The organism is Parabacteroides sp. AT13 (assembly GCF_002272965.1).
In the GTDB taxonomy this organism is placed as follows: domain Bacteria; phylum Bacteroidota; class Bacteroidia; order Bacteroidales; family Tannerellaceae; genus Parabacteroides; species Parabacteroides distasonis.
Genome location: NZ_NQMH01000001.1, coordinates 2,275,354 through 2,288,483, shown reverse-complemented (window position 1 = coordinate 2,288,483; position 13,130 = coordinate 2,275,354). Strand labels below are relative to the sequence as shown.

The 13,130-nt window shown below is 44.6% G+C and carries 14 protein-coding genes; 7 read left to right on the top strand and 7 right to left on the bottom strand.

Features of this window, described 5'->3' with window-relative positions; translation table 11 throughout:
- Nucleotides 1-496: 496 nt before the first annotated feature.
- The 7 genes from CI959_RS09445 to CI959_RS09415 all read left to right on the top strand — a co-directional run bounded on the left by CI959_RS09445 (nt 497) and on the right by CI959_RS09415 (nt 6,634).
- Entirely contained in the window at nt 497-1,414 is a 918-nt protein-coding gene (locus tag CI959_RS09445) for an Rpn family recombination-promoting nuclease/putative transposase (protein WP_011966924.1), read from the top strand.
- A 125-nt stretch (nt 1,415-1,539) separates the two neighbouring features.
- Nucleotides 1,540-2,307, top strand: coding sequence for a 5'/3'-nucleotidase SurE (surE, locus tag CI959_RS09440; protein WP_011966925.1), 768 nt, complete (start codon nt 1,540-1,542; stop codon nt 2,305-2,307).
- Nucleotides 2,308-2,331: 24 nt separating this feature from the next.
- Complete coding sequence (lpxB, locus tag CI959_RS09435; protein ID WP_005861102.1) at nt 2,332-3,465, top strand: lipid-A-disaccharide synthase; 1,134 nt, start codon at nt 2,332-2,334, stop codon at nt 3,463-3,465.
- 94 nt (nt 3,466-3,559) lie between these two features.
- Nucleotides 3,560-4,321 (top strand): NigD-like protein, encoded by a 762-nt coding sequence (locus CI959_RS09430; RefSeq protein ID WP_005861100.1) that lies wholly within the window; start codon nt 3,560-3,562, stop codon nt 4,319-4,321.
- Nucleotides 4,322-4,453: 132 nt separating this feature from the next.
- On the top strand, nt 4,454-4,984 hold the full coding sequence (locus CI959_RS09425) for an RNA polymerase sigma factor (protein ID WP_011966926.1): 531 nt from the start codon (nt 4,454-4,456) through the stop codon (nt 4,982-4,984).
- Nucleotides 4,985-4,986: 2 nt separating this feature from the next.
- Nucleotides 4,987-5,523, top strand: coding sequence for a hypothetical protein (locus CI959_RS09420; protein WP_008773924.1), 537 nt, complete (start codon nt 4,987-4,989; stop codon nt 5,521-5,523).
- Between the two features lie 25 nt (nt 5,524-5,548).
- Nucleotides 5,549-6,634, top strand: a complete 1,086-nt coding sequence (locus CI959_RS09415) for a hypothetical protein (RefSeq protein ID WP_005861094.1) — start codon at nt 5,549-5,551, stop codon at nt 6,632-6,634.
- Nucleotides 6,635-6,680: 46 nt separating this feature from the next.
- Here the strand turns inward: CI959_RS09415 and CI959_RS09410 are convergent, their stop codons facing one another.
- The 7 genes from CI959_RS09410 to CI959_RS09380 form a co-directional block, all read right to left on the bottom strand.
- Nucleotides 6,681-7,058 (bottom strand): hypothetical protein, encoded by a 378-nt coding sequence (locus tag CI959_RS09410; RefSeq protein ID WP_227742501.1) that lies wholly within the window; start codon nt 7,056-7,058, stop codon nt 6,681-6,683.
- A 2-nt stretch (nt 7,059-7,060) separates the two neighbouring features.
- Entirely contained in the window at nt 7,061-7,624 is a 564-nt protein-coding gene (locus CI959_RS09405) for an RNA polymerase sigma factor (RefSeq protein ID WP_008773926.1), read from the bottom strand.
- 10 nt (nt 7,625-7,634) lie between these two features.
- On the bottom strand, nt 7,635-8,042 hold the full coding sequence (locus CI959_RS09400; RefSeq protein ID WP_008773927.1) for a DUF6249 domain-containing protein: 408 nt from the start codon (nt 8,040-8,042) through the stop codon (nt 7,635-7,637).
- A gap of 177 nt (nt 8,043-8,219) precedes the next feature.
- Nucleotides 8,220-9,878 (bottom strand): Gfo/Idh/MocA family protein, encoded by a 1,659-nt coding sequence (locus CI959_RS09395; RefSeq protein WP_011966928.1) that lies wholly within the window; start codon nt 9,876-9,878, stop codon nt 8,220-8,222.
- A 5-nt stretch (nt 9,879-9,883) separates the two neighbouring features.
- A complete protein-coding gene (locus tag CI959_RS09390; protein ID WP_011966929.1) occupies nt 9,884-10,390 on the bottom strand; it encodes a DoxX family membrane protein in 507 nt (168 codons plus the stop codon).
- A 117-nt stretch (nt 10,391-10,507) separates the two neighbouring features.
- Nucleotides 10,508-11,362: a DUF1080 domain-containing protein gene (locus CI959_RS09385; RefSeq protein ID WP_008780652.1), complete on the bottom strand. Its 855-nt coding sequence runs from the start codon at nt 11,360-11,362 to the stop codon at nt 10,508-10,510.
- Between the two features lie 22 nt (nt 11,363-11,384).
- Complete coding sequence (locus CI959_RS09380) at nt 11,385-12,875, bottom strand: Gfo/Idh/MocA family oxidoreductase (RefSeq protein ID WP_005861079.1); 1,491 nt, start codon at nt 12,873-12,875, stop codon at nt 11,385-11,387.
- Nucleotides 12,876-13,130 lie beyond the last annotated feature (255 nt).

The following is a 13,130-nucleotide window of genomic DNA, read 5'->3' as shown; positions in this document are numbered from 1 at the left end:
GTGAAGGATGTGAAAGGGAGCGCAGAGATGCCTACGAAGAGTTGTTACCGTTGAGCCTTTCTATTTAATACAAACATTATCGGCAGTAGCTTGCTCTATCTGCCCATGAAATCGTTTCACGGTTGTGATACAATCTTTTCACCTATGCGAAACGATTGTATCACGTAGGTGAAAAGATCTCTTCACGAATGTGAAATGATCAGATCATGTAGTGCCTGGCCATACTATCCCTTGGTGGAATATACATTCAGGAAAATTATCCCCACGATTTATCGGCTGATCCGGTATTTGAAGTAGTTACATTATGCCTCTCAAAAAACACGTACGAGTTTTTCGAAAAACATGTACGTGTTTCCGAAAAAACTCGTACGTGTTTTCTTAAAAGCTAAAACGATGCCTATCCTATTAAAAAAGTAGTATCTTTACAACCGGAAGACAGGATGCCCCGTCTCATTATACTATTATTCATTATTAATCACTAAAACCTATAAACACTATGGGAAAATTTATCAATCCCTTCACCGATTTCGGCTTCAAGCACATATTCGGTAGGGAAATGGACAAGGACATACTAATCGAGTTCCTGAACGACCTCCTCGAAGGGGAGCATACGATCATGGACTTGAGAATCATGAACAATGAGCGATTGCCCGAGACAGAGCAAGGAAGGAAAGTCATCTTTGACATTCATTGCGAGACCGACAAGGGCGAACGGATCATAATCGAGATGCAGAACAGGGAACAGCCCCACTTCAAGGACAGGGCCTTGTATTACCTCTCGCACTCGGTGGTGGAACAGGGGATAAAGGGAACATGGGACTATGAGCTGGCGGCCGTGTACGGTGTTTTTTTCTTGAACTTCCCGCTAGACGAGGAGAACAGGCCAAACAATAACAGGAACGAAGGAAAGTTCCGAAGGGACATCGTGCTAGCGGACCGAGAGAACGGACAGGTATTCAACCCCAAGTTCCGCCAGATCTATATTGAGCTTCCCCGATTCAACAAAGAGGAGGAAGAATGCGAGACCGATTTTGAACGTTGGATTTATGTACTAAAGCATATGGACACATTAGACAGAATGCCATTCAAGGCACGCAAGGCCATATTCGAGCGGTTGGAACGCATCGGATCCATGGCGAACCTCACCCCCAAACAACGGGCGCAGTACGAGGCGGAGTGGAAGATGTATAATGATTATTACAACACCTTGGACTTCGCCGTCGAGAAAGGCATGAAAAAAGGGATGGAAAAAGGATTGCAAGAAGGTTTGCAAAAAGGAAAAGCAGAAGGAAAAGCAGAAGGACGACAGGAAGAGAAACACTCCATAGCACTTAATCTTAAGAAATTAGGAGTTAGTATAGAGCAAATCGCCTTTGCCACCGGCCTCTCCATAGAAGAAATAGAGAAACTATAATAATCTGAGACCTTTCGCTTGATCAACAACTGATTAGGCGAAAGGACAACTCCCATCCCTCACACCCCAACCATTGTTCGCAAATTATTGTTACCTTTGTACGACAACTATAAGGATAAAACGATATGACAAACGAGAGACCGTTGATTCTGATCACGAATGATGATGGCGTATGGGCCAAAGGTATTAACGAATTGATTGAGTGCCTGAAAGATCTAGGCGATTTGGTGGTATTCGCTCCCGATGGACCTCGTTCCGGGATGGGTAGTGCCATTACATCTTTAGTTCCTATCAAGTATACCTTGTTGAAAAAGGAGGAAGGACTTACCATCTATAGTTGCACCGGGACACCGGTTGATTGCGTTAAATTAGCGATTAATGAGGTTTTGGAGCGCAAGCCCGATCTGTTAGTCTCCGGTATCAACCACGGGGGGAATATGGCTATCTGCGTAAATTATTCCGGAACGATGGGTGCCGCCGCCGAGGGATGTATTTTCAACGTCCCTTCCATGGGTGTATCCTTACTGGACCATGCGGCCGATGCCGACTTCTCCGAATGCTGCCGTCTTGGACGTATGCTGGCACGCCGGGTATTAAAAGAAGGCTTACCGCACGGAACCTACTTAAACCTCAACGTGCCGAAGCTACCGCAAGTGAAAGGGTTGAAAGTTTGTCGCCAAGCGGATGGCCGTTGGGTACGTGAATTCAAGCGTTCCGAGAACGCCAGCGGAGAGCCCGTATTCTGGTTGACAGGAGCTTTCGAAAGCGCCAAACCCATCCACCCGGACAATGATATGCTTGCGCTGGACAGCGGATACGCCTCCCTAGTCCCCTGCAAGATTGACGTTACGGACTACGACTTCATGGCCACCCTAAACAACTGGATCCTTTAATTCTCAATTCTCAATTTTCAATTCATGAAGTATTACCTGATAGCCGGAGAAGCCTCCGGAGACCTGCACGCCTCGAATTTGATGGCAGCCCTGAAAGAGAATGACCCGAAGGCCGAGTTCCGCTTTCTGGGCGGCGATCTGATGAGAGCCGTCGGAGGAACCCTTGTCAAACATTACCGGGAAATGGCGTTCATGGGCTTTATCCCGGTATTGCTGAACTTGCGCACCATCTTAAATAACATGAAGACGTGCCAAGAGGATATCCGCCGCTATCAACCAGATGTCGTCATCTTAATTGACTACCCGGGATTCAACCTGAAGATCGCCAAATATGTGAAAACCCAATTGGGTCTCCCGGTATATTACTATATATCCCCCAAGATATGGGCCTGGAAACAATACCGCATCAGGGACTTCCGGCGTTATGTAGATCGTATGTTCTGCATCCTGCCGTTCGAGACCGAGTTTTTCCGGAAGCTTAATTATTCGGTAGATTACGTAGGAAATCCTTCTGTAGACTCCGTAGCCTATTACAAGGAGCATCAAGCGATCCCCAAAGATACATTTATCAAAGAGGAAGGATTGGCCAACAAGCCTATCCTCGCCTTGCTATCCGGTAGCCGCAAACAAGAGATCAAGGATAATTTACCGACCATGCTGAAAGTAGCCTCCGCATATCCCGACTACCAGCCGGTAATAGCCGGAGCACCAGGCATCGATCCTGCCTACTATCAAGAATACATAGGCTCTTATCCTGCCAAGATCGTGTTTGGTAAAACCTATCCCTTGCTACAACATAGTGCCGCCGCCTTGGTAACCTCCGGCACGGCAACCTTGGAAACCGCCCTGTTCCGGGTTCCGCAAGTCGTTTGCTACTACGTCGTAGCCGGACAGTTGGCCAGCTTTATTTTCAAGCATTTCTTCCATACGAAATACATATCCCTCGTGAACCTGATCGGGGGACGGGAGATCGTACAAGAACTATTCGGAGCCCGCTTCTCCGAATCGCAAATACAAGACGAGCTAGGACGCATCCTACAAGATCCAGCCTATCGAAAACGAATGCTAGACGGATACGACAAGATTATCCATACGCTAGGAATGCCCGGGGCTTCAAAGCGTACGGCACGGCTAATCGTTGAATCCCTTGGTTCTTAACATCTTTTATTAACGTCTTTTGCAGCATTTCACCCCGAACTTACATCTTTCTTCATAGAACGATGAAATGTGAACTTTTTAAGAAACAAAAGGAATGAAGACGTTGAGAGCTTTTTTATTGGTTATCGGGATCGCTTTAGTATCCCTCACCCTACCCTCTTGCTTAGATGACGATAACTCGTATTCTTTAGGTGATATCTGGATAGCGGTCGCTACCGTAGTACCGGAAGGCAATAACGTATATTACTTACGGCTGGATGACGGGGATAAGCTATGGCCCGCCGCCACGAACTATCCGAACTATCAGCCGAAGCCTAACCAACGTGCCTTGGTTAACTTCACGATATTGGCGGATTCCACCCAAAGTAACCTAGGAGGTTTCTCCCACTATATCAAGGTGAACGCGATCCATAACATCCTTACGAAATCCATCGCTAAGAACGAGGGAGCGGCTAATGATTCTATCTATGGTACGGACCCGGTAAGTATTTATAACAATAATATGTGGATCGGAGACGGATATTTGAATATCTATTTCGAGACACTCTGGGGAGGCAAGACCGCCCACTTTATCAACCTGATCCAACCGGATGCCGAGAATGATCCTTATACGCTGGAGTTTAGGCATAACGCTTACGATGATCCCCAATATACGATCGGGGCCGGACGTGTGGCGTTCAATTTGTCTTCCTTGCCGGATACCAAAGGAGAGACGGTCGATCTTGTCGTAAACTATTGGACTTCCGAAGGAAAACAGGCTTATAAATTAAAATATAATTCGGATAAGACCAAAATGGAGGATACTTCGCAAGGCTATACGAACGATAGTATCTCCAATATAACAGACATGAAATAAACCTTCCCACATAACTTTTATTTTTATCATTTAGTTCAGGAGGAGAGGCGTCGAGATGATGCCTTTCTTTTTTTTGTATTTTTACGCTACAAGATGCAACGGTCAAGGCATCACTCTCGTTTATATAAACAAATGGACAAAGTAACCGAACATCTGATCGAGGGTTGCCGCCGGGGAGACCGGAGCTCGCAACTGAAGTTGTACAAACAATACGCACAGCGATTGTATATAGCCTGCTTGCGTATCGTAGGCAACTCATCCGAGGCGGAAGAAGCCATGCAGGACTCGTTCCTCAAGATCTTCACACGCTTGGACCAATATCATGACGGGCAATGCTTTGAGGCATGGATGCATCGCATCGCCATCCATACGGCCATCGATTATGTACGCCGCCAAGCACCGGACCAAGAGGAGCTTTCCGACAATCTGGCCGAACCGGAAACGGACGGACCGGACGAGAAAGAAATCCAATATTCCGTGGCACAGATAAAGGAAGCTACCAAGAAGTTGCCGGCAGGCTACCGCATAATCCTCTCGCTTTACCTCTTTGAGGGATATGATATGGAAGAGATCGCCTCTATCCTGAAAATTCAACCGCCAAGCGTCCGTAGCCAGTACCTACGCGCCAAGCGGAAATTGTTAGACATTATAGCAGCCAATTAAACATGGATAAACTAAAGAATTTCATAGACGCGAACCGTGACGCATTCGAGGAAGATGAGATACTTCCCGAAGGCCACTTCGAACGTTTCGAGCAAAAGCTGCCGAAGCCACGGAAGAACCGTGCGGCCTTATACAGCCTTTCGGTCTTTGCCATAGCTGCCTCTATCGCTTTGTTGCTCTTATTCCGCTTGCCGGGAGGGACCGGTCTGCCGGAACCCGCGCAAAAGACCACGGCCCAGACCTGCGAGACCCAAGAGGAGATCGAGGAACTACGCCTATATTACAATATGCAAATGAACGACGTATTGGCGCAAATGAAGAAGTTGTATAAACAGGACCGGACACCGGGAGCGGAGGAGTTATTGCAAGAGAGCAAACGGATCCTCACGGATAATTATATGTTCGAGGAAACGATACTCCCTACCTTGCCTTGTTCCAACGACGGTCTTTTCGCCATGACCCAACATTACAGCAATAGCTTGGAGGGCCTCACGCTGATGCTTAAGCAAATGGAACAAGTCACGGATAACCAGAAATAGTAATAACAATTAATACATATCAATCATGAACACGACACACGTAAAATTGAGTCCCGCCGTATTGCTGACTTTCGTATTGCTGCTATGCAATCTATCGGCAATAGCTAGGCCACAAGAGAAGATCAAGAAAAAAGAGATATCCCAATCCTACAGCGTAAGCGCCGGTGATCGTCTCCAAGTAGAAAACCGTTATGGAAACATCACCGTTACCCACTGGAATCAGAATACGGTAGCTATACGGGTTGAGGTAGAATGTAAGGCTCGCAGCGAGGAACGTGCTCAAGAGAACTTGGACCGTATCCAAATCGAGACCAAGAAGATAGGTGGTATTGTCTCAGCGGTCACTACGATAAAGAAGGAGATGAATAGCAATTCGAATAATGAGTCCATGACGATCAATTATTATATCCAGATGCCTCCTAAGCTCGCCGCAGACTTGAACCAGAAATACGGAAACATCAACTTGCCAAGCGATAATAACGGCAACATGGATATCCATGTAAAATACGGCAACCTGAATGCGGGTAATTTCACAGCCAACGCAATGATAGAGGCCAAATATGGTAACATCGAGGTAGGAAATCTGCAGGACGCCCAACTGGATCTGGGCTACGTAGGAACCGCCAAGATTCGCAACGCTAAAGATTTAACGATAGACAGCAAATATTCCAATCTGGATATACAGGATATACAATCTTTACGCATGGAGATTAAATATGGTAATCTCACCATTGAAAGCGTAAGCAGACTAGACATGGAGATTAAGTACAGCGACGCTAAAATCGGGACCCTTAAGGATGCATTGAATGTAAGTAGCCTTAGCTATAGTAACTTAAAGATACGGAACTTGTCTCCCTCTTTCTCGAAGGTGAACGTAGAATCCCATTATGGGAATTTAGAGGTAGCGCTTCCCGCAAAAACTTCTTTCCGGATAGTAGCGGAGAACATGAAGTATTCAAGCTGCGACGTGAACGGTTTCAATATCACCCGCAAGCATTTTGACGATGAGGATCGTGACAAGAATTACACCTATGAGATTAATGGTGGAAAGCAACCGACGATTCACTTCGAAGGAAATCGTTACGGAAATCTAAAAGTCAAGGCCAATTAATCAGTTGTAGAGACGGGGCGTGCCCCGTCTCTACAACCGGATATTTTTATTTTGAGGTGTTTTGCCGGCGTATCTCTTCTCTCTTCAACCAGTTATCGAGTTGTGTAAACAGGAAGAAACAAGAGATCCCGGAAGCAATCGTTAAAACAATCGGGAAATAGGCTCGCAAAGAACCTAAAACCGTTTCCGCCCCGCCCGGAGAAAGCTTAACCAAATACAAGATGCCTACTAACACAAGCATATAAGCGACAAACATGCTAAAAATGCCTACAGGTGTAAACCGTTTCTTGATATAGTACTTATATACCCGCTTCTTCTCTTGTATAATCAATGCCATAATACGGGAGTTTAATGAGGCCGAAGGTTGTTCCGCCGTCCCTCTCATCAACTTACGTGTCAAATGATCAATATCTTTCTCATTCATATTCATAACAAATCAGCTGTCTCTAATTTCATTTTATCTTGCAACACTTCATAAAACCGTTTCCGCCCACGGAATAGTTTTACTTTCACATTAGAAGCGCTCAATTCAGTGATCTGACAGATCTCTTCCACCGAGCATTCCTCCAAATAATAAAGAGTAAGCAACAAGGCCTCATCAGCCGGAAGCTTTTTCAGCGTACGTGCGATCATCTCTTTCCGGTCCTCACGCTCTAATAAAGCCGTAGCCGATTCAACTTCGTCATTCGAAAGGTCTACAGGGCCCGCCTCCTCATAACTCACGAACATACGCTGTTGTCTCAAGGCCGTCAACGCCGTACGATACACGATCCTATAAAACCATGTTGAGAACTTACTATCGAAATGAAAATCGGAAAGAGCACGATACATCTTCACGAACGCATCCTGTACAGCCTCTTCTGCCTCCTCGCGATTTTCCAAGATACGAAGAGCGATGGTATAAGCCATCTTCTCATACTTCGCGACAAGGCAGGAGAAACTTTGCGTGTCCCCTGCCAAAATACGTTCTATCCACTTTCGCTCATCCATCCGGTATCGTTTATTCTTCCAGACGCATTTTCTTCTCGTCCTCCAATCTCTCCTTCTCCATTAAAGAACGGGAAAGAAAGAAATAAATTATAAAAGCTACTCCACCGAACATAATCGTAATAGCCGGAACTAACAAAAAGAACCAATCGCTATCGTAAGTGAAAGCAGAGTCGACCATCATACCGACAATCACACCCAATGACAAACCGATCATAAAAATACCGTTACGCAGGGTATTATAACGATTAGGCCTTCTCTCGGGCCGCATAGCCTCTTCCAACACAATTCCTTTCTCAATCATCGCCATCTTTTCCTCATGCTTACTTTTAATGGTCATGTAACTAGCGATAATACCTAACAATACCGGCATACCTACCGCACAAATAACACCTAAAATAGGAATCCACAACTCGTTCATATCTTTTATTCTTTAAAGGTTTAATAAATTATTCGCTTTTATCAATAAGACATGAGCAATCACAAATCGGTTACAAAAAAGAGAAGAAATTTTATACATGCACAAATAAAAGAAGCGAACTCCATCCATTTATGAAGTTCGCTTCTTGGGAAAGTTATTTATCGTCTTTTTAGATACTTACGCAAGTTCACCTCTTACGATCTCTTCTTTGTCCTTATCCCAATACATCGTACGTCCTTCCAGATAAGCGCGAGTACCCATATGAGCGGTCATAGCCTCTTGAAAAGCGGCGTCGATATTACAACTAGGAGTCTTGCCTTGACGGATACATTCTAGCCACTCACGGATATGCAAGTGAGTCGTATCATAACGTTTACCATTTACATACGTATACAGCAAACCACGTTTAGCAAAATACAACTCCGTAGGAGATGTAACGGAATCCGAGCTATTTTGTCCCGGTACATAGGTATAGAACGGGGTATCTGTAGGAATAATACCTTCCTTGATCTTATCCGCATAACGAGTGGAATCTTGGTCAACCGTAATAGCCAAGATATTGGAAACCTCCATAGAAGCATCATGCCCCATGAACACCTTGCCACGGTTACGGCTACTTGCCAATGTAGCGCTATACAACATCGTCAAGTCACGATCCGGCCACTCGAAAGTAGTCTGCAATACATCAGGTACCGTACGTCCGTCCTTGAAGAAATAAACACCACCGGATGAAGTAGCAGAATGAGGTATACCTACATGCATGATCTGGTTGACAGCGTCGTACTCATGTGTCAACAAGTCACCGGAAAGACCTGTACTATAATCCCACCAGCAACGCCAGCGGAAGAAACGTTCCAGACTAAACTTGCTACGCTCGTCCGGACCGATATATCTTTCAAGCTTATTGGATGTCATATAATCCATATATTCCTTAATACGCTCAGGATCACCCTCGAACTGCTTCCAATCAATCGTATTCGGATTAGAGCCTTCGATAATATCATATACCCAAGCACCATTTGGAGAGTTACGGTTCGTACAAACCTCGATCAAGTTAACAGGGCCTAATAATCCGTTACCGATAATCTCCTCGGCCTTCTGATAGCAATCGGTCTGACGTCCTTGGTGACCTAACTGAAATACAACGCCGGTCTCTTTGATCACTTGGCGAACCATATACGTCTCAGGAACCGTCCATGATAACGGTTTCTCGCAATATACATGCTTTCCGGCACGTGCCGCAGCCATAGCGATCGTGCTATGCCAGTGGTCCGGACCAGCGATAATAACGGCATCCACATCCGGAGCCGTTACCAGCTCTTGATAAGTCCGGTAACGCTTCGGAGCAGGCCCGAACTTACCGTCGCTACCCTCACGATGGATATTGGAGCCGGTCAACACTGCGGCTTCACCATATACATCAAATATATCACAAACAGCGGTTATCTCGATATTCAGATCATCTTGCTCCATATATTGTTGATAACGCGTGTCTTTCTTATTCAACTTATTAGCCTCTTTCATCTTATCGATCCAAGAAGGCTCAGCGAAACCTGCGGCACGCATCAATTGCTTTCCACGAATACCGAAGCCTATCAAACCGATACGGATCTTCTTGCCATCGCCTTGCGGCTCTAAATAGGAGGCCTGTCTGTTACTTACCTGAAATACATCTGATATGTTACGGCCTCTTAAAGCGTCTTTCCTTTTTTGGTAAACGCCATATGCCAAAGCACCTAAGATAGGCACTGTAGCCAATGTCTTCAATGTGTCCCGACGTCCTTTATCGGGCATTTGCTCCTGAGAAGGAGTATTCTTTGCATCTTCTGTTGCCATGGGTATCAAATAAATTTAAGTTTATGCAATATCGGACACACACGTCCTAACACACGATCGAATCCTATGATTTGTGATGTAGGGAATACGCACATCAAGCCTAAAGCGGCGAACTCCACAAGGTTCTTGTCAATCCATAAATAAGAGCCTTCAAACGGCATCATATAGCTCGCTCCCACGAAAGAGGGGTGGGATAACGTGTACAGAGCGAGAAGAATCATACCTCCAACAGAAGATAAACGATACAAACAGCCTAAAGTCAAGCCTAGGCCGATCAATAACAGAGCCCACTCATTCAAGAAGTTGATGGTTGTCATCAAACTGTCGTCTTGAGTCAATTTGATAAAAAATGAAGCAGCGGGACCCTTTGAATCGAGTAGATAGGGTAGAGATGTCCATTTTGGGTTCATGATTTTTACTAGGCCTTCATACATAAAGTGCCAACCTATAAAAAGACGCAGCATCATCAGCCAAGTCATCTGCGCTTTCGTGTAACCTTGTTCTATTTTCATTTCTTGGTCCTAAAAAATTGGTTTAGAAAAAGTCGATTATTAAAAACACAACACCCGAAGCTAAAATCATAGATTTAGGCCTCGGGCGTTATTTATGCTAAAATGTGCTTGATACGATTAATCCAAAACTTTAACAGTAATGTTACGGAACCAAACATCATCCCCGTGGTCTTGAAATCCGATGAAACCTTCTTTGTTAGCGCCACCGCAATTCAACAACAACTCATAAGCCAACGGCCATTTGTCTTTGCTAAATTTGCTATTATCCAACATTTCTTTCCATTGCGGAGTCCACAAGTGATACTCAACAACAGGTTCATCGCTATTCAAATAGTGAACAACTGTACCCTTATAGCACATGATCTTACCCTTGTTCCACTCACCGAACGGTTTTGCGTTCTGCGGTTTAGCAGGAATCATGTCATACAAAGAAGAAGATTTACGGTTGCCATCCTTACCTAACTTAGCGTCGGGGTGGTTCTCGTTATCCAATACTTGGTACTCAGGAGCAGAGATGTAAGAAGGTTGTCCCTCTACCTCTTGAATCATGATGAATACACCAGAGTTAGATCCTTTACCTACTTTCCATTCGAACTCAAGCTCGAAGTTACCCAACTTATGAGCGAAGATCAAGTCCCCACCGTTGGAAGCACCAGCCTCACCAGCACCAGAGCCATTGATTTTGATCGCTCCGTCCTCGATTGTCCAAGCACCCGGAACGTCAGCACGGTCATAACCTCTCCAGCCATTGAATGTCTTACCATCGAAGATCACATATCTACCCTCTTTATCTTTCGGGAAAGTCGTGATATCTACAGTAGGAAGATCTGTCATGAGCTTGTACTCAGGAGTTGCGGCTTCTGTTGTAGTCTCAGCAGCTGCAGGAGCTTCTTCTGTTTTCTTTCCACCACCACAAGATGTGAAATAACACATCATGATAGCAGCACTTGCTAATAATACTGACTTTTTCATTTTATTTATTGAGTTAAAACTATTATCTCGGCATATCTACCAACTTCCAGCCTTCACGGTAGTTGTGCTTGATCAAGCCTGCGGCAAATTCTTGAGCATTAATTGGATCCGTCCACTCTGTCTTGAATTTCGGGTCACCATCGATAACCTCGAATGTATCTTTCTTGATGATCTTGATTGTCTCATTCGGATCGATATTCGTAAATCTCATGTTAGGGCCATCCCACAACAATTCTTTATTCAATCTTTGCAAACGAACAGCCAATACACCCATTACAACCATTTCATTGAACGGACCAGCCTCCAAGAAGTTAGACTTCGTCTGAACACGGCTGCCTGCGCTTTCCTTACAAGCACGAATCCAGTCTTGTTCGTGACCACCCTTCATAGCGTCTTTCACGCGGCGCAATGTTTGAGGAACGTTCGGTTTACGACCAGATAACAACCATGGGTTAACACCGTAGCAACCACAGATCAATGTATCTTTCGTACCATGGAAGATACACAATCCACCACCTTCACCCATCAATTCCTTACCTTGAGGGAATCCTTCTGGACGATCCGGCATCATACCACCATCATACCAGTGAACTTCAACCTCCGGCATAGCTACCTTTGGCATATTATCACGAGCCGGGAATACCAACTTAACATGCTGAGCGTTAGGAGCACAGTCTTGTAATAACAATGTAGAAGAACCTTGAACTCTTGTCGGATAGCCTAAATTCAAGCCTTTGAATACCGGATGTAAGATGTGGCAAGCCATATCACCCAACGCACCTGTACCATAATCCCACCATCCGCGCCAGTTCCAAGGATGATATGTCTTATTAAACGGTCTCAATTTAGCAGGACCCGTAAACAAATCCCAATTCAATGTAGAAGGAATCTTATCAACTTTCTCAGGAGCGTTCAAACCTTGCGGCCAGATAGGACGGTTGGTAGCGCATTCTACTTTAGTAACCTCACCGATCTCACCATTCCAAATCCATTCACAGATCAAATCTACACCTTCAGCCAATGAAGAACCTTGGTTACCCATCTGAGTAGCTACGTCATACTTCTTAGCCAAGTTCGTAAGCAAACGGGACTCATAAACAGAGTGAGTCAACGGTTTCTGAGTGTATACGTGTTTGCCAAGCGTCATAGCGTCAGCTGTGATCATCGCATGAGTATGGTCAGCGGTAGCTACCAACACAGCGTCAATAGATTTACCCATCTCATCATACATCTTACGATAGTCCCAGTATTTTTTAGCTTGAGGATGACGGTCGAATACAGGTTTTGAGTACTTCCAGTCGATGTCACAAAGAGCTACGATATTCTCGGTAGTCTCCATGTTCTTTAAGTTAGCGTTACCCATACCTCCGATACCAACACCGGCAATATTCAATTTATCAGTTGGAGCGATATGACCATGGGTTTTACCTAGGACCGCACTCGGAACAATAGTCAAAGCTGCTGCGGCAGCCGTACCTTTTTGAAGAAAAGATCTTCTAGAAATGTTAGACATAGTAATAATTTTTTATAGATTAGCACTTAACAATGATATTTCATGTGTCTTTACACCTTTACAGGCAACAAATTGTCGCAAATATAGCCAATGCTGTATTATTGACAAGATCAAAAGACCGCTTTCTTATTTAAAATAGTTTTTTTTAACAGACAGGATAGATCTTATTTATAATTTCATAAATATTATCTATAGGATTGGGGGTATTTTATTAACGCAGTTTGGATATATTTGTAAAAACATGAAAACATATTC